Source organism: Microbacterium sp. Gd 4-13 (assembly GCF_003095395.1).
Lineage (GTDB): Bacteria > Actinomycetota > Actinomycetes > Actinomycetales > Microbacteriaceae > Microbacterium.
On the sequence record NZ_QEIJ01000003.1, the window covers coordinates 228,453 to 244,533 of the forward strand.

Annotated in this window: 15 protein-coding genes; 6 read left to right on the plus strand and 9 right to left on the minus strand. The window is 71.3% G+C overall.

Features of this window, described 5'->3' with window-relative positions:
• Window positions 1–10 precede the first annotated feature (10 nt).
• Window positions 11–874, plus strand: coding sequence for an NYN domain-containing protein (locus DEA06_RS08185; RefSeq protein WP_116647494.1), 864 nt, complete (start codon window positions 11–13; stop codon window positions 872–874).
• Window positions 875–1,371: 497 nt separating this feature from the next.
• Here DEA06_RS08185 and DEA06_RS08190 read toward each other — a convergent pair whose 3' ends face one another.
• The 6 genes from DEA06_RS08190 to DEA06_RS08215 form a co-directional block, all read right to left on the minus strand.
• Window positions 1,372–2,895 (minus strand): ATP-dependent DNA ligase, encoded by a 1,524-nt coding sequence (locus DEA06_RS08190; RefSeq protein WP_116647495.1) that lies wholly within the window; start codon window positions 2,893–2,895, stop codon window positions 1,372–1,374.
• Window positions 2,896–2,979: 84 nt separating this feature from the next.
• The gene (locus DEA06_RS08195; RefSeq protein WP_116647645.1) at window positions 2,980–3,951 is read right to left on the minus strand and encodes a DUF1731 domain-containing protein; all 972 of its coding nucleotides are present in this window, start codon (window positions 3,949–3,951) and stop codon (window positions 2,980–2,982) included.
• On the minus strand, window positions 3,948–4,370 hold the full coding sequence (locus DEA06_RS08200; RefSeq protein ID WP_116647496.1) for a hypothetical protein: 423 nt from the start codon (window positions 4,368–4,370) through the stop codon (window positions 3,948–3,950). The genes DEA06_RS08195 and DEA06_RS08200 overlap by 4 nt, the downstream gene beginning before the upstream one ends.
• Window positions 4,371–4,395: 25 nt before the next feature.
• On the minus strand, window positions 4,396–5,376 hold the full coding sequence (locus DEA06_RS08205) for an aldo/keto reductase (RefSeq protein WP_116647497.1): 981 nt from the start codon (window positions 5,374–5,376) through the stop codon (window positions 4,396–4,398).
• A 29-nt stretch (window positions 5,377–5,405) separates the two neighbouring features.
• Window positions 5,406–6,170, minus strand: a complete 765-nt coding sequence (locus DEA06_RS08210) for an LLM class flavin-dependent oxidoreductase (protein WP_116647498.1) — start codon at window positions 6,168–6,170, stop codon at window positions 5,406–5,408.
• A 124-nt stretch (window positions 6,171–6,294) separates the two neighbouring features.
• Window positions 6,295–8,844 carry an ATP-dependent Clp protease ATP-binding subunit gene (locus DEA06_RS08215; protein ID WP_116647499.1) on the minus strand — a complete coding sequence of 850 codons (2,550 nt, stop codon included), beginning with the start codon at window positions 8,842–8,844 and terminating at the stop codon, window positions 6,295–6,297.
• Window positions 8,845–9,000: 156 nt separating this feature from the next.
• Here DEA06_RS08215 and DEA06_RS08220 point away from each other — a divergent pair, with 156 nt between their 5' ends.
• Both DEA06_RS08220 and DEA06_RS08225 read left to right on the plus strand, forming a co-directional pair.
• Entirely contained in the window at window positions 9,001–10,137 is a 1,137-nt protein-coding gene (locus DEA06_RS08220) for a methyltransferase (protein WP_116647500.1), read from the plus strand.
• A gap of 74 nt (window positions 10,138–10,211) precedes the next feature.
• On the plus strand, window positions 10,212–10,952 hold the full coding sequence (locus DEA06_RS08225; protein WP_240606867.1) for an EI24 domain-containing protein: 741 nt from the start codon (window positions 10,212–10,214) through the stop codon (window positions 10,950–10,952).
• Window positions 10,953–11,004: 52 nt separating this feature from the next.
• Here the strand turns inward: DEA06_RS08225 and nhaA are convergent, their stop codons facing one another.
• Complete coding sequence (gene nhaA, locus DEA06_RS08230) at window positions 11,005–12,864, minus strand: Na+/H+ antiporter NhaA (RefSeq protein WP_240606868.1); 1,860 nt, start codon at window positions 12,862–12,864, stop codon at window positions 11,005–11,007.
• A gap of 122 nt (window positions 12,865–12,986) precedes the next feature.
• On the opposite strand from nhaA, the gene DEA06_RS16540 reads away from it, so the two are divergent.
• Window positions 12,987–13,151, plus strand: coding sequence for a hypothetical protein (locus tag DEA06_RS16540; protein ID WP_165817956.1), 165 nt, complete (start codon window positions 12,987–12,989; stop codon window positions 13,149–13,151).
• On the plus strand, window positions 13,148–14,809 hold the full coding sequence (locus DEA06_RS08235) for a thiamine pyrophosphate-binding protein (protein WP_116647501.1): 1,662 nt from the start codon (window positions 13,148–13,150) through the stop codon (window positions 14,807–14,809). Before DEA06_RS16540 ends, DEA06_RS08235 begins: the two co-directional genes overlap by 4 nt.
• Window positions 14,810–14,905: 96 nt before the next feature.
• On the opposite strand, the gene DEA06_RS08240 is transcribed toward DEA06_RS08235, so the two are convergent.
• Window positions 14,906–15,364, minus strand: a complete 459-nt coding sequence (locus DEA06_RS08240; RefSeq protein WP_116647502.1) for a DUF3817 domain-containing protein — start codon at window positions 15,362–15,364, stop codon at window positions 14,906–14,908.
• Between the two features lie 141 nt (window positions 15,365–15,505).
• On the opposite strand from DEA06_RS08240, the gene DEA06_RS08245 reads away from it, so the two are divergent.
• Window positions 15,506–15,757: a DUF4287 domain-containing protein gene (locus DEA06_RS08245; RefSeq protein WP_116647648.1), complete on the plus strand. Its 252-nt coding sequence runs from the start codon at window positions 15,506–15,508 to the stop codon at window positions 15,755–15,757.
• Here DEA06_RS08245 and DEA06_RS08250 read toward each other — a convergent pair.
• The gene (locus tag DEA06_RS08250) at window positions 15,727–16,056 is read right to left on the minus strand and encodes a hypothetical protein (RefSeq protein ID WP_116647503.1); all 330 of its coding nucleotides are present in this window, start codon (window positions 16,054–16,056) and stop codon (window positions 15,727–15,729) included. The genes DEA06_RS08245 and DEA06_RS08250 overlap by 31 nt on opposite strands.
• Between the last annotated feature and the right edge of the window lie 25 nt (window positions 16,057–16,081).

Below are 16,081 nucleotides of genomic sequence, written 5' to 3' on the forward strand. Positions count from 1 at the left end.
GACTGGAGCAATGCCCGAAACGCAGACCGCCCGCGTCGCCGTCTATCTGGACTTCGACAACATCGTGATGTCGTGGTACGACCGTGTGCACGGCCGGAACGCGTATTCCCGCGACCGCCAGCGGATCGCCGAGAGCCCCGTCACCCCCGAGGTCGCCGAGCGGTTGGCTGCCGCAACGATCGACGTCGGAGCGATCATCGACTACGCGGCATCTTTCGGCACGCTCGTGCTCACGAGGGCATATGCCGACTGGTCATCGCCGGTGAACGCGGAGTATCGCGCTCAGCTCGTCGCTCGATCGATCGATCTCGTGCAGTTGTTCCCGGCCGCCGCCTACGCGAAGAACGGCGCCGACATACGTCTCGCGGTCGATACCGTCGAAGACATGTTCCGCCTGCCGGATCTCACGCACGTGGTCATCGTCGCGGGCGATTCCGACTACGTACCGCTGGCACAGCGCTGCAAGCGCCTGGGGCGATACGTCGTGGGCGTGGGTGTCGCCGGCTCGACGGCCAAGGCGCTCGCCTCGGCGTGCGACCGCTTCGACGCCTACGACTCCCTCCCCGGAGTCGTCCGGGAGACACCCTCGAAGAAGGATGCTGCGCCCGCGCGCAGCCGCGCACGCAAACGGTCGACCGACCCGTCGGTCAACCTGCTGGAGCGAGCGCTGCAGCTCGAGAACGAACGGGCCGACGAGGAGTGGCTGCACGCCTCGGCGCTCAAAGACCTCATGAAGCGCCTCGACCCCTCGTTCAGCGAGAAGGGGCTCGGCTTCCGCAGCTTCTCCGACTTCGTCAAGGCCCACCCCGAGGTCGTCGAGGTCGACGAGGCATCGAACGTCGTCCTGGTGCGGGCGGTCGCCCGCCCCGCATGACCCCACCCGCGGCCCGTGCCCGCGGCGTCACCCCCGGGTTTGGGGCGCACTATTCGCACTGGGGCGCGGAAACCCGCGCCCCGACCCGAAAAGAGCGCCCCAAAGCCAGGCGCCGTGCCGCGCAGCATCCGTCACACGGCGCACGCCCCCCACAACCCGAGCCACCCGACCCCGGACGCGGCGCGTGCCCCGGGGTTTGGGGCGCAGTATTCGCATTGGGGCACGAAAACCCGCGCCCAGACCCGAAAAGTGCGCCCCGAAGCCAGGCGTCGTGCCGCGCAGCATCCGTCACACGGCGCACGCTTCCCGCAACCCGAGCCGCCCGACCGCACCCGCGGCCCGTGCCCGCGGCGTCACCCCCGGGTTTGGGGCGCACTATTCGCACTGGGGCACGAAAACCCGCGCCCCGACCCGAAAAGAGCGCCCCGAAACATGCCCTCCAGGGTGGGCATCGGCGTCGGCGTCCGACGTACAGAGAGCGCGGAGTGCGCTCAGAATCAGTCGCGCAGCATCCCTCGCAGCGTCTGGATGGTGTCGGCCTCGGGCGCTCGCTTGTCGGTGCGGTACCCCTTCACGCGCGCGAACCGTAGCGCCACACCACCGGGGTATCGCGTCGACCGCTGCACGCCGTCGATCGCGATCTCGACGACGGTCGAGGGTGCCAGCGTCAGGGCGTACGCCGTCTCGGCGGTGGCGATCGTCGGGAAGTACTCGGTCTGCCAGCGGAGGAGTCCGTCGGTCAGGCCCTTGAAGGTCTTACCCACCATGACGAATCCGCCGGGTTCGCCGAACTCGCCGTCGGGGTCATGAGCGCCCAGGTGGAGGTTCGACAGCCACCCCGAACGGCGTCCGGAACCGCGCTCGACGCCGAGCACGACCAGGTCGAACGTGTGGACGGGCTTCACCTTCAGCCACGTCTTGCCGCGGCGCCCGGCCATGTACGGCGCGTCGATCGCCTTCACCATGACGCCCTCGTGCCCGGCGTCGAGCGCGCCGCGCGCGAAGTCGTCGGCCGCGACGGTGTCGTCGGTGACGAGAGCCGGCACGCGCAGCTCGCCGACGACGCGGGCGAGTTCGGCCGCGCGGACGGCCTGGGGCTCGTCGAGCAGGTCGCGACCGTCGAGGTGGAGGATGTCGAAGAAGCGCGGTCGAAGGATGACCTCGCGTGCCACGTCGGCCCCGAAGCGCGCCATCGTGTCTTGGAAAGGCCGCGGCGCACCGCTCTCGTCGAGCGCGAGCGTCTCGCCGTCGAGGATGACGTCTTCTGCCGGGAGCGCGCACACGACCTCGACGATCTCGGGAACACGGTGGGTCACCTCGGCGAGGGAACGCGTGTAGACGTGCACCTCGTCGCCCCGGCGATGCACCTGGATGCGCGCGCCGTCGAGCTTGTATTCGACCGAGGCCGTGCCGAACTCCGCGAGCGCCTCGCCGACGGTGGTGGCGGTCGCCGCCAGCATCGGCATCACGGGTGTACCCACGACGAGTCCGATGTCGGAGAGTGCCATCGCGGGCTCGGTGAGCGCGATGCGCGCGGTCATGCCGGTGTCGCCCGAGAGCATCGCCGCACGCCGGACGACGGTGAGGTCGCGTTCGGCGGCGCGTGCGATCGCGTCGAGCAGCACGCCCTCAAGAGCCCCGGTGCGCAGCTCGCCCAGCATGGCGTGCGTGAGGTACTCCCACTCGGCCGCGGTCGCGCGCTCGGCGAGCCCGCGCAGCATCGAGGCGCGCTCGGCCGCCGACCCCGCCCCACCCACGGCGGCGAGCGCGGTGAACGTCTCGTCGACATCGCCGATCGTCAGCGTGGGGTCTGCGGCGTGCGACACCTCCAGTGCTCCCAGCGATCGCCAGCCCACACCGAGCCGACCCTGCCGGAGCGACGCGGTCGCGAGCCCGACCAACGGCTCGACCTCATCGGGGCGCGCGGCGGTGAGGAGGTCGGCGAGAGCCTGGGTCTTGGCGAGACGCGAGCGCGTTGCGGTGACCGCGTCGAGCGTCGTGACGAGGTCGGCGAGCAGCATCCTCGAATCATCGCACCGACCCCCGACACCGGTGTCGGGGGCGCTCAACGACCCGTCGCGCGGAGGACGTGCTCGCCGACCGCGCTAGCGTCGCGCGACGTCGCGGAGCGCGGGCTCCAGCTCGGGATAGCGGAAGACGTAGCCGGCCTCCACCAGGCGATCGGGCACGACCCAGCGGCTCTTCAACAGCAGTTCCGACTCGGCGCCGAGCGCCCACAGCGCCGGCTCCAGCATGAACCGGGCCGCCGGGATTCCGACCGGTGCGCCCACCGCCCGCCGCAGCGCCGCCATGACACCGCGGTTGTCGGTCGGATTCGGGGCCGAGAGGTTGATCGGCCCCGACAGCGACGGGGTCTCGCGAAGGAACCGCATCGACCCGACCACATCGTCGAGGTGGATCCAGCTGAAGCGCTGGCGGCCCCGCGACCGGTGCCACGGCGCGCGATCGTCGCCGGTCGGATGCTGGCCGATGCCGCGGTAGCGGCGGTGCGGGAACCACGGGCCGTCGTACTGTGACCCGCCGAGCCCGAGGCGGGCCAGCCGCAGGAGCATCGCGGTCGCCGGGCCGTCGCCGAACACGATCGCCATGCGCAGCGCGACGCGGCGGGTAGCCGGAAGGTCGTCGGCGAAGAGCTCCTGCTCCCACGCCCGCGCCACGTCGACGGAGAAGCCCGATCCGAGATCGCCGCCGTCCTCGGACTGCGGGCGATCGAGGGCGTACCGGTAGATCGTCGCGGTGCTCGCGTTCAGCCACACGGCCGGCGGCGACTCGACGTCCGCGACCGCCTCGCGGAGCTCCCGCGTCGTCTCTACGCGCGAGCGCAAGATCTCGTCGCGGTTCGCGTCGGTGTAGCGGCAATCCACCCTCTTGCCGGCGAGGTTGACGAGCAGTTCGGCCCCGTCGATCGTGCGGCGGATGCCGTCGGAATCGCCCCACGAGGCGTCGGGCCCGCGCCGGCCGATCTGCGTGACGAGATATCCCTCGTCACGCAGCGAGGCGATGACCGCGGTGCCGACGAACCCGCTTCCGCCGGCGACGACCGCGCGTCGGGTCATCGGCGGCGACCGTCGGATCGGGTGGCCCAGATCGCCCACGCGACGAGCACCGGCTGCAGGAAGAGCCGCGCGAATCGGGCGCGATCGGTGCGCATGCCCGGCACGGGTCGACCGCTGCGCCAGTGATGCACGTTCCCGGGGAACACGGCGACGAAGAATGCCGCGATCAGCCCGCCGATGCGCTGTCGGTCCCGCGGCAGCACCAGGAGAGCCGCACCGAGCAGCCCCTCGACCACGCCCGAGGCGACCACGATCGCGTCCTTGTCCAGACGCAGCATCCGCACCGCCCACTCGGGCACGACGATGCGGTAGCCGCGACGCCCCCAGGTCAGGTGCGACAGGCCGGCGCCCAGCAGGAGAGCTGCCAGCGACCACCGCCCGGTCGTGCGGAGTCGTCGACGACCGGCCGATTCGCTCATGCGTCCAGTGTGCCAGCGGTCGGCATCACCAACGCGGGTGCACGGCCTCGCGGAAGTATCGGTCGTAGATCTCGTGCACGCCGGCATCGAATCCGTCCGGCAGCACGACCGTGCCCGCCGCGGCGTTGCCCTCGGCCTGGGCCCGGTTGCGCGCCCCGGGGATGACGGTGGTCACGCCGGGAAGGTTCGCGACCCACGAGAGCGCGGCGGCGGCGGGGGTCACGCCCTCGGGAACGAGGGCGGCGAACTCGCGCGCCGCCCGCACGCCGGTCTCGAAGTCGACGCCCGCGAAGGTCTCGCCCACGTCGAACGCGCTGCCGTCGCGGTTGTAGGTGCGGTGGTCGGATGCGGCGAACGTGGTGTCTTCGGTGTACTTGCCGCTGAGCAGGCCCGACGCGAGCGGTACGCGCACGATGATGCCGACGCCGGCCTCGGCCGCCGCGGGGAGCACCTCGTCGAGCGGCTTGAGCCGGAAGGCGTTGACGATGATCTGGACGCTCGCCGTGCCCGGGCGCGCGATGGCGGCGAGCGCCTCGTCGCAGGTCTCGACGCTCACGCCGTAGTGGGCGATCCGCTTCTCGGCGACGAGGGTGTCGAGGGCGTCGTAGACCGCATCGGTGGAGAACACCGGCGTCGGCGGGCAGTGCAGCTGTACGAGGTCGAGCGTGTCGACGCCCAGGTTCTCGCGCGAGCGGTCGGTCCACGCGCGGAAGTGGTCGAGCGTGAACTCCCCCGGCTCCTGCGGGCCGCGCCGGCCCATCTTGGTGGCGACCGTGATGCCGTGGCCCGGACGCTGAGCGAGGAAGCGCCCGATGAACTGCTCGCTGCGCCCGTCGCCGTAGACGTCGGCCGTGTCGAAGAACGTCACTCCGGCGTCGACCGAGGCACCGAGCACGTCGAAGGCGCTGGCCTCGTCGACATCGCCCCAGTCGGCACCGAGCTGCCAGGTGCCGAGGCCGATGGGAGAGACGGAGAAACCGGTGCGTCCGAGGGTGCGCTGCTGCATGGGGGCGATCCTAGTCGCCGCGGCCCGCGTCAGGGGGCGGTGCGAGCGACGAAGTCGAGCAGAGCGTCGACCCCGTCGTCGGCCGTGATCGCGCGGAGCACCACCTCGTCGACTACGGCCCGGTAGGCGGGGAGGCGTTCGCGCAGCTCCGCCTCGTCGCGGAACGTCGTCTGGGTCGCGTCGACTCCCAGCCGAGCGAAGTTCGCCGCATAGTTCGGATACGAGGCGTACCGCGCGGTCTCGGCGGCGAGCCGGTCGGATGCTGCGGGGTCGATCGCGGTGCGCACGTAGACGCAGACGCGGGTGTCGGCCGATGCCGCGTGGAGCTCGGCGGACTGGACGGCGGCCGCGGAGGCGGGAACCCAGTTGAGCAGAACTCCGTCGGCGCGTTCGGCTCCCAGCATCCGCATCTTCGGCCCCAGCGCCCCGACCACCACGCGGGCGTCGAGCTCGGATCGGAGCGCCTCGACGGCCTCGCCCACGCGCGCGAGCGCGCCCTTCGGGGAGACGCCCGAGCCGATTCCGAGCACGAGTCGCTCCTGCGGGATCCCCGCGGTCAGCACCTCGCGGGCGATCGTCTCGGCCGAGCGTCGGTCGACCGGGATGACCCCCGTCGCGAGGGTCAGCCGGTCGGTGACCTCGGCGGCGGCGGCGAGCGCGGCGAGGGCATCGCCGTCGGGGGTGTCGTTCACCCACAGCGCCGCGAAGCCGGCGGCCTCGACCGCCGGTGCGAGACGTGCGACCGCCTCCGGTCCGAGCGTGCCGGCAACCCCGATCGATACGCGTGCGGTCATGCTCCCCACTCTGTCAGCCCCCGCCACAGACCGCGAGACCGCGTCGGCGCGACGAGACCGTGGTCGAAAGCCAGGGTCTCGCCGCGCACGAGCGGTCTCGCGGTCAGGGGGCGGGCGGCCGGGGTCAGGCGGCCTGGGGGGCGAGGGCGGCGGGACGCACGACGAGGGCGCCGTCGGCGGCATCCACCGTCACCGCTCCCCCGTCGACGAGCGCGCCCGTGACGAACAGGTCGGCGACGCGATCGTCGATCTCGCGCTGGATGAGCCGGCGCAGCGGCCGGGCGCCGTACTCGGGCTCGTACCCGTGCTCGGCGAGCCAGTCGATCGCGGTCTCGGTGATCTCGATCGACACCTCGCGGCGGGCGAGGCGCTTCTCGGTCGTGCCGAGCATGAGCCGCACGATCTCGCGCAGCTGCTCACGGTCGAGCTTGCGGAACAGCACGATGTCGTCGATGCGGTTGAGGAACTCCGGCCGCATGGCCTCGCGCAGGCGCCCCATGACCCGGTCGCGCAGATCCTTCTCGGATCCGAAGCCGGTGGCTCCTCCGCCGTCGGCGATGAAACCGATGGCCCCCGCGCGCGACGCGAGGAACTCGCTGCCGATGTTCGACGTCATGATCACCACGGTGTTGCGGAAATCGACCGTGCGGCCCTGGCCGTCGGTGAGCCGACCGTCGTCGAGCACCTGCAGCAGCAGGTTGAACACGTCGGGGTGCGCCTTCTCGATCTCGTCGAACAGCACGATCGAGTACGGGTTGCGCCGAACGCGCTCGGTGAGCTGTCCCGCCTCGTCGTAGCCGACGTATCCCGGAGGGGCCCCCACGAGACGCGACACCGTGTGCCGCTCGCCGAACTCGCTCATGTCGAAGCGGATGACCGCGCCCTCGTCGTCGAAGAGCGACGCGGCGAGCGCCTTGGCGAGCTCGGTCTTGCCGACTCCGGTCGGACCGAGGAAGAGGAACGACCCGACGGGCCGGTTCGCGTCGCCCATGCCGGTGCGGTTGCGGCGCACCGCCGTCGCGACGGAGGTCACGGCGGCGTCCTGCCCGATCACGCGACCGTGCAGTTCGTCCTCGAGGGTGGCGAGGCGTCCGCGCTCGGTCTCGGTGAGACGGTTCACGGGGATCCCCGTGGCTCGGCTGATGACTGCGGCGATCTCGGGCTCGCCGACGATGGCCGACGAGGCCGTGGCCGACGCGCCCGCGGAGGTCGCCGCATCCAGCTTCTCCTGCACCGAAGAGATCTCATCGCGGATGCGGGAGGCCTCCTCGTAGTGCTCGGCCGAGACCGCGGCGTTCTTGTCGGCCTCGAGGGTCGCGAGCCGGGCGACGAGCTCCGACACGTCGACCTTCACGCCGAGCCGCAGGCGCAGGCGCGCTCCGGCCTGGTCGATGAGGTCGATCGCCTTGTCGGGCAGCACGCGGTCGCTCACGTACCGGTCGGAGAGCTCGACCGCGGCGCGGAGGGCCTCGTCGGTGAAGCTCACACCGTGGTGCTCCTCGTAAGCCGGGCGCAGACCCCGGAGGATCAGCACGGCGTCTTCGATCGAGGGCTCGCCCACACGCACGGGCTGGAACCGGCGCTCCAGCGCCGGGTCTTTCTCGATGGTGCGGTACTCGCGGAGGGTCGTGGCGCCGACGAGGTGCAGGTCGCCCCGCGCCAGGCGCGGCTTGAGGATGTTGCCGGCGTCCATGGCGCCCTCTCCCCCGCCGCCGGCACCGACGACGGTGTGCACCTCGTCGATGAAGAGGATGACTTCGCCCTTGCGGGCGGAGACCTCGTCCATGGTCTGCGTGAGGCGCTCTTCGAAGTCGCCGCGGTAGCGCGTTCCGGCGAGCATCGCCGGGAGGTCGAGTGCGATGACGCGCTTACCGCGCAACTGCTCGGGCACGGAGCCGGCCACGATCGCCGACGCGAGTCCCTCGACGATCGCGGTCTTGCCGACGCCGGCCTCGCCGACGAGCACCGGGTTGTTCTTGGTGCGGCGGCTGAGGATCTCGATCGTCTGCTCGATCTCGTCGCTGCGTCCGATCACGGGGTCGAGGTCTCCCGCCTCGGCGCGCGCGGTGAGGTCGGTGCCGAAGCGGTCGAGCATCGGCGTCTCCGACGGCGCCGCGGAGTCGGAGGCGTCGGTGCCCGGGGTCACGGTCTCGCGCACGGCCTGCGTCAGCGCTTCGGCGGTGACACCCGCCTGGGCGAGGATCTGCCCGGCGGGGGCGTCCTGCGCCAGCACGAGAGCGAAGAAGAGGTGCTCGGGGTCGACGTAGGTCGAACCCGCACTGCGGGCGACCTGGTAGGCCAGGAAGAGCGCACGCTGCACCGATGCGGTGACGACCGCTCCATCGACGTCGGCGGGAGCGGATGCTGCGGGCAGGCGTCCTTCGGTTGCGCGCGCGATGGCGCGGGGATCGGCGCCGATGCGCTGGACGGCCTCGTTCGCCGGCGACTGGTCGACGAGGATGCGCAGGACGTGGAGCGCGTCGAGCTCGCGCTGGCCGCGCTCGAGGGCGAACCGTCCGGCGCGCTGGAGCGCCTCCTGCGTGCGGGAGCTGAGGAAACGGCTGAGATCGATCGACCGCTCGGCGCGCGCCTGCTCGCCGGCGAGGTAGCGGGCGAGGAACTCGTCGAACGAACTCGCGCCGTGGCCGTCGGGGGAAGTGAAGTCTTCGGGCATGTCCCTGATGTCTCCTGGATGAAGGTGAGCGTGTGCGACTCAACTTGATATTACGTAGTTGAGTGCGTGCGTATCAAGTTCAACCGCGCGGCGCTCAGACTATTCCCGGCCTCCGCAGATGCGTCATCTGCCGGCGGGCCGACTACCGTGGCGAGGATGACCTTCCCCTTCGACACCCTTCGCCGCTGGCCCGATGTCGAGGCGCCCGAGCTCCTCGCGGCGGATGCTGCCGACCGCCTCCTCCTCGACGAGTCGGCCGGCGCACGGGCGGCCCTCGACGACGGCGCCCTCGTCGTCATCGGCGACACCCACGGCGCCCTCACCCTCGCCTCCGCCGCCGAGGGAGCGCGCCGCATCCGCGTGCACCAAGACCCGCTGACCGGTGAACGCGCCCTCGCCGCGAACGCCGAGCGGCTCGCGGTCGACGACGACGCCTTCTCGTCGCTGCCGTTCGACGCCGACCTCGTGCGCGACGCCGAGGTCGTGCTGCTGCGGCTGCCGAGGTCGCTCGACGAGCTCGACGACGTCGCAGCGCTCATCGCGCGCCACGCCTCCCGCGGTGTCACCGTCTTCGCCGGTGGACGCATCAAGCACATGACCGTCGCCATGAACGACGTGCTGCGTCGCCACTTCGACGTGGTCGACGTCACCCACGCCCGCCAGAAGTCGCGCGTGCTCGTCGCGCGCGGCCCGAAGGACGGGCACGATCCCGAGCCCCGGAGCGCCACCCACGACGGCCTCGTCGTGTGCGCGTACGGCGGGGTGTTCGCGGGCACCTCCGTCGACATCGGCACGCGGTTCCTGCTCGACAACCTCTCGGGGCGCGTAGCGGGCGGGGGCACCGCCGACGACCCGGTGGTCGACATGGCGTGCGGCACGGGCGTGGTCGCGGCGACGTTCGCCCGGCAGGGACTGCACGCGTACGCCTCCGACCAGTCGGCCGCCGCTGTCGCGTCGGCCCGCGCGACGGCCGCGGCGAACGGGGTGAGCGACCTCGTTCGCGTCGAACGCGACGATCTTCTCTCGCTGCTCGACGACGCGAGCGTGTCGTTCATCGCGCTGAATCCGCCCTTCCACGTGGGCGCGGCCGTCTACGAGGGGGTCGCCGCGCGGCTCTTCGCCGACGCCGCCCGCGTGCTCCGCCCGGGCGGCGAGCTGTGGACCGTCTGGAACTCCGCTCTCCTCTACCGCCCGGCCCTCGAGCGGGTCGTCGGGCCCACCCGCCAGATCGCCCGCAACAGCAAGTTCACCGTGATGGCCTCGGTGCGAAGCGCCTCGGCCTACGACCGCTGACACGGCAGCCCGGCGAGAGGGCGCACCAGCCCGCCGCATCCGGGCGCCGGTACCCGGCGTCCTAGGCTGTGGATGTGAAGCAGTTCGGTGCGGGCGTGGGCATGCTCGCGCGCGGATTCGGCTGGTGGCGTCGTCGTCCCGGAGTGATGGCGGCGGGTCTCGTGCCCGCTCTCATCGTGGGGCTCGTGCTGCTGGCCGGGGTGATCACCCTCGCCGTGTTCCTCCCCGGCATCGCGACCGCCGTCACGCCCTTCACCGACGGGTGGCCCGAGATCTGGGTCTCGGTCGTGCGCTTCGCGGCGGGGGCGGCCACCCTCGGCGCCGCACTGGTGATCGCCGTCGTGTCGTTCACCGCCCTCACGCTCCTGATCGGCGAACCCTTCTACGACCGCATCTGGCGGTCGGTCGAGGAGGAGCTCGGCGAGGTGCCCGACGTGCGCTACGGCTTCGCGCGCGCCCTCGTCGACACCGTCTGGCTCATCGCCCGCGGCATCGGCGTGGCACTTCTGACCGCGCTGGTCGGCCTCGTGCCCGTGGTCGGCGGCGCGGTGGGTGCCGTGCTCGGCGTCGTGCTCACCGGCTGGCTGCTGACCGACGAGCTCACCTCGCGCGCCCTCACCGCCCGCGGCGTCGACCGCGCCCAGCGCCGCCGCCTGCTGCGTGCGCGGCGCGGCCAGGCACTCGGGTTCGGCGTCGCGACGCAGCTCTGCTTCCTCGTGCCGCTGGGGGCGGTGGCCGTCATGCCCGCCGCCGTCGCCGGGTCGACGATGCTGGCGACCTCGCTGCTCGCCGACGCGCCGCGCTCCACCCGCTGAGAGTCCAAGACACCCGGGCGGACGCGCCGCAGCATCCGGGTGTCGCGGACTCTCAGACGGCGGGCGTCTTCGCGGGCATCGGGGGGCTGTTCTCGAGCCCCCGGATCAGGGTCGCCGAGTCGTAGGGGCCGATGTGCCGCCGACCGTTGAGGAAGAACGTCGGCGTGGTGTTCAGATCCATGATCTCGGCGTCGAGCCGGTCGTCCTGGATGTGATGGGCGACCTTCGGCGAGACGAAGTCGTCGGCGAACCGGTCGGGGTCGAGCCCGAGCATCTCGGCGTAGCGGAACAGGTCGTCCCGCTCGAGGTTCTTCTGGTGCGCGAAGAGCTTGCCCGCCATCTCGAAGAACCGCCCCTGCATCGCTGCGGCCTCCGCCGCCTGGGCCGCCTCCTGCGCGTGCGGGTGGGGCTGGTCGAGCGGCAGGTGACGCCACACCCAGCGGATGTCGTCGCCGAAGCGCTCACGCACAGCATCCACCGATCCGGTCGCGCGACTGCAGAACGGGCACTCGAAATCGCCGTACTCGACGATCTCGTACGGCGCGTCCATCGAGCCCTTGATGTGGTCGCGCTGCGGGTCGACCGGGCGCGCGAGCGTGAAACCGACCGGGTGCGGAGGGCTGATGCGGTCGCCGACCGTGAGGATCGCCCACCCCAGGAAGAACGCGATGACGGATGCGGCGAGAACGGCCACGCGCGCGAGATCCTGCGTGTGGGGATCACTGATGGCGATCGGCACGAGGAAGAGCGAGATCGTGAAGCCGATCCCCGAGAGCGCGGCACCACCGGCGACGCGGTGGAGGCTGAGACCGGGGGCGAGCTGGCCGCGGCCGACGACGCCGACCAGCCACGTGGCGAGAGTGATGCCGAGGAACTTCCCGAGTACGAGACCGGCGACGATGCCCCACGCGACGGGCGAGACGAGCGCGTCGCGCAGCGTGTCGCCGTCGATGTGCACCCCGGCGTTGGCGAGGGCGAAGACGGGGAGGATCGCGAACGAGACGTAGGGACGCAGGCCCGTGTCGATGCGCTCGTTGATCGAGATCGATTCGCGCAGGCTCCGCGTGACCGCCGCCGCGTACGCGGGGTTGGGCGATTCGCGGAACGCCCTGGTGAGTTCGACCGATCGCTCGACATCGTTGCGCCGCGGCGGGAAGACGGGGATGAGCAACGCCACCGCGACGCCCGCGAGCGTGGGGTGCACGCCGGCCAGGTACACCACGACGAAGAGCGCCGCGCCCAGCACGCCGTAGGCGAAACCGCGCCCGACCGGCAAGAACCTCACGAGGGCGATGAGCACCATCAGCACCAGGGCGATCACGAAGGGCACCGGGTTGAGGCCGCTGTTGTAGAAGAGCCCGATGACCAGGAGCGCACCGATGTCGTCGACGACGGCGAGGGTGAGCAGGAACGTCCGCAGTCGCGACGAGAACTTCGGCCCGATGAGGGCGAGGGCTCCGAGGAGGAAGGCGGTGTCGGTCGAGATCACCACGCCCCACGCGTCGAACTCGCCGTCGGCGAGGTTGAAGAGGAGGAAGATCCCCGCGGGGAGGACGAGCCCCGCCACGGCCGCCGCGATCGGCACGACCGCTCGCGACCGGTCGGTGAGCTCGCCGACGGTGAGCTCGCGCTTGACTTCCAGACCGACGAGGAAGAAGAACAGCGTCATGAAGCCCTCGTTCACGAGAGCGTGGAGGCTGAACGTCCACGACGCGTCGCCGAACGAGGCGCCCAGCGGAAGGTCCCAGAACTGGTGGTACGTCTCGCCGGGCAGGTTGGCCCACACCATCGCGATCGCGACGCCCACCAGCATCAGCGTCGCCGACAGCCGATCGCCGCCGCGCATCTTCTTCTTGTGCGGGACCGGCGCGGGGCGCGGTGCCCCGGTCGGGATGAGCGGGAACGTCGTCACGCTACCCATCCTGGCCCTCGGAGGTGTCGATCGGGTCACCGGATCGTGACGAGGATGCGTCACCCCATCGGCTTCGGCGAAGGCCCGTCGCAAGGTAGCCTGGCCTGAGGAGGCAACCACACATGTACGTCATCGCTCTGATCCTGTTGCTCGGCGGAATCTTCCTGATCGGCATCTCGTTCTCGATCGTGCCGATCCAGGCGCTGGTGTTCATCGTCGGCATCCTCTGCGTCGCGGCGTCTCTGGCGATCCCCTTCCACTTCAGCGGCAGCGCCTCGCACCGATGACATACACCGTCGCCGATCACCTCCTCGATCGGTTGGCGGATGCTGGTGTCAGACACCTGTTCGGTGTCCCCGGCGACTTCACCCTCGCGTTCCTCGATCACGTCGAGGCGCACCCGAGCATCGAGTGGGTCGGCTGCGCCAATGAACTGGGTGCCGGCTACGCGGCCGACGGCTACGCCCGTCTGGGCGGCCTCGGCGCCCTGAGCACCACGTTCGGCGTCGGAGAGCTGTCGGCGATCGGAGCGGTCGCGGGCAGCTACGCCGAGCACGTTCCCGTGCTCCACGTCGTCGGAGCACCCACGACGGCCGTCCAGGCCGCGGGCCGCGCCACCCATCACACGCTCGGCGACGGCGACTTCGGCCACTTCGCGCGCATGACGGCCGAGGTGACGGCGGCGCAGGCCGTCCTGTCGCCCGAGACGACGACCGACGAGATCGACCGCGTGATCACCGCGGTGCTCGAGCGACGCCTCCCGGGGTACCTCGTGATCCCCGCCGACGTCGCCGAGCACCCGGCGTCGCCTCCCGCGGCACCTCTGCCGCAGCATCCGGGAGTCACCGACCCCGGCGTCCTCGCCCGTTTCCGCGCCGAGGTCGAGGGGCGCGTCGCGGCAGCCTCCACCGTCTCGGCGCTCGCCGACATCCTCGTCTCGCGCCTCGACGTCGAGGCGCAGCTGCACCGGGTGCTCGACGAGGGCATCCCCCACGCGACGCTCTTGTGGGGCCGTCGCGTCGTCGACGAGGCGGCGCCCGCCTACCTCGGGTCGTACGTCGGTGCTGCCAGCTCATCGGCGGTGCGCGAGGGCATCGAGCAGGCCGATCTGCTGATCATGGCGGGGGTGCAGTTCACCGACCTCACGAGCGGCTTCTTCTCGCAGCACCTGGATGCGTCTCGCAGCATCGAGATCCGTGGTGAGCACGCGCGGATCGGCGACGACGACTTCCGGCCCCTCGCGATGGGCGATGCGCTCGACGTCGTCGCCGACGTGCTGGCCGCCACCGGGGGGCGCTTGCGCGCGGGTGCTGCGGTCGCCGCATCCCACCCCGACACCTCCGGGCCGAACGAGGGTGCCCTGTCGCAGACCGCGCTGTGGCGGGAGGTCACCGGCTTCCTCCGCGACGGCGACACGGTGCTCGCCGACCAGGGCACGTCGTTCTACGGCATGGCGGGGCACCGCCTGCCGCACGGGGTGGTCTTCGGCGGGCAGCCGCTGTGGGCCGCGATCGGCTTCACCCTCCCCGCACTCCTGGGCGCCGCCCTCGCCCGCCCGGAACGCCGCCCGGTGCTTCTCATCGGCGACGGGGCCGCCCAGCTGACGATCGCCGAGCTGGGAACGCTGCTGCGCCACCGGATTCCCGCGGTGATCGTCGTCGTCGACAACGACGGGTACACCGTCGAGCGGGTCATCCACGGCCTGCACGAGGAGTACAACGACATCGCCCGGTGGGACTGGACGGCGCTCCTCGCCGCCCTCGACCCGACGGGAACCGCCGTCGGAGTGAAGGCCTCGACGGTCGCCGAGCTGACCGCCGCTCTCGCCGATGCGCGCACCGCCTCCGGGCTCACCCTCATCCAGGCCGTCGTGCCATCGGACGACGTGCCCCCGGTGCTGCGCGATGTCGCCGCCGCGGCGGCGTCGGCCAACGCGCGGCGCTGAGCCGACGATCTGCGCGAACGAGCGTCGGAGATCCGGCGTTTCGTCGGAGGATCGAGCCGCGATGCTCCAACGACGGTGCGATGCTCCGACGAACGATCAGCGACCGGGCGGACCCACCACCAGCAGCACGACGTACGCGACCACGACGACGACCACGAGCAGGCCGACGAACAGCCACGCCCGGCGCAGGAAGAAGCGCAGCGCGCGGTCGACCGGCCGCCGGTCCCGCGCATCATCCGTCTCTTCGAGCCGCCAGGTTCCGGCGAGACGGCCCGTGCGGCTGAGCCACAGCTCCATCGGCAGCGTCGCATAGGGAACGACCGCGCTCGCGACGGCGAGCGCCCCGACCCCGACGCTCCACCGCTGGTGCACGGCGACGATGATCGCGGTGGCACCGTACGCGAGGAAGACGAACCCGTGAATACCCCCGCCGATGGTCACGGCGAGGCTCCACTCGAACAGTGCCCGCAGGATCAGTCCCCCGATGAGGAGCGTCCACGAGATCATCTCGGCGATCGCGAGCGTGCGGAAAAGGGTCAGCGGCGTGCGGAACACGTCTCTCCTCGTCGGGTCGGCGAGCTTCCAGCCTAGGAAAGCCGGGCCGCCGGCACCTGCCGATGCCCCCACCGTCGAGAGATCAGCGTCGGCGGGCGCAGGATGCTGCGCGCACGGACCCGACGGTTCTACGCTGAGCGCATGAGCAGCCGCGTGAGCGCCCCCGTCCTCTCCCCCGGCGACAAGCCGAAGGGCCCGGCGTCGTACTTCCCGAGCATCGAGAAGACCTACGGCACGCCGATCCAGGAGTGGCTCGATCTCATCGTCGAGCAGCTCGACGCAGGGAAGACCCACATGGAGGTCGTCACCGGGCTGAAGACGGAGCGCGGCCTCGGCCACGGTCACGCCAACGCCCTGGTGGCCTACGTGCGCGCGGAGCTCGCGGCGTCCTGATCCTGCGCCGCAACTCGGCGGTTGTGCACGCCGATGATGACGAACATGGGCACGAACATCACCAGCGCGACGATCAGAGCCGACCCGATCGGGCCGAACAGCGTCGAGGTCCAGAACACACCCCACACGGTGAGTCCGGCTCCGAGCGTACGACCGGCGAGCGACCACGCCGTGTTCCGGGGCGGATTCGTCCACCACGACATCCTGCTGCCCCGATTGGCCCGCGACGCGACAAGGAAGGACGCGGTGTAGAGCACCGCGCCCGCGATCGCGCAGAGCATTCCCCAGCCGACGTCCATGCCTCCAGCGCATCACGACCATCAC

What these genes read in the sequence shown, in the direction of transcription:
- DEA06_RS08185 (WP_116647494.1), top strand. Translation starts at nt 11, where the DNA reads ATGCCCGAAACGCAGACCGCCCGCGTCGCCGTCTATCTGGACTTCGAC.
- DEA06_RS08190 (WP_116647495.1), bottom strand. Translation starts at nt 2,895, where the DNA reads ATGCTGCTCGCCGACCTCGTCACGACGCTCGACGCGGTCACCGCAACG.
- DEA06_RS08195 (WP_116647645.1), bottom strand. Translation starts at nt 3,951, where the DNA reads ATGACCCGACGCGCGGTCGTCGCCGGCGGAAGCGGGTTCGTCGGCACC.
- DEA06_RS08200 (WP_116647496.1), bottom strand. Translation starts at nt 4,370, where the DNA reads ATGAGCGAATCGGCCGGTCGTCGACGACTCCGCACGACCGGGCGGTGG.
- DEA06_RS08205 (WP_116647497.1), bottom strand. Translation starts at nt 5,376, where the DNA reads ATGCAGCAGCGCACCCTCGGACGCACCGGTTTCTCCGTCTCTCCCATC.
- DEA06_RS08210 (WP_116647498.1), bottom strand. Translation starts at nt 6,170, where the DNA reads ATGACCGCACGCGTATCGATCGGGGTTGCCGGCACGCTCGGACCGGAG.
- DEA06_RS08215 (WP_116647499.1), bottom strand. Translation starts at nt 8,844, where the DNA reads ATGCCCGAAGACTTCACTTCCCCCGACGGCCACGGCGCGAGTTCGTTC.
- DEA06_RS08220 (WP_116647500.1), top strand. Translation starts at nt 9,001, where the DNA reads ATGACCTTCCCCTTCGACACCCTTCGCCGCTGGCCCGATGTCGAGGCG.
- DEA06_RS16540 (WP_165817956.1), top strand. Translation starts at nt 12,987, where the DNA reads ATGTACGTCATCGCTCTGATCCTGTTGCTCGGCGGAATCTTCCTGATC.
- DEA06_RS08235 (WP_116647501.1), top strand. Translation starts at nt 13,148, where the DNA reads ATGACATACACCGTCGCCGATCACCTCCTCGATCGGTTGGCGGATGCT.
- DEA06_RS08245 (WP_116647648.1), top strand. Translation starts at nt 15,506, where the DNA reads ATGAGCAGCCGCGTGAGCGCCCCCGTCCTCTCCCCCGGCGACAAGCCG.
- DEA06_RS08250 (WP_116647503.1), bottom strand. Translation starts at nt 16,056, where the DNA reads ATGGACGTCGGCTGGGGAATGCTCTGCGCGATCGCGGGCGCGGTGCTC.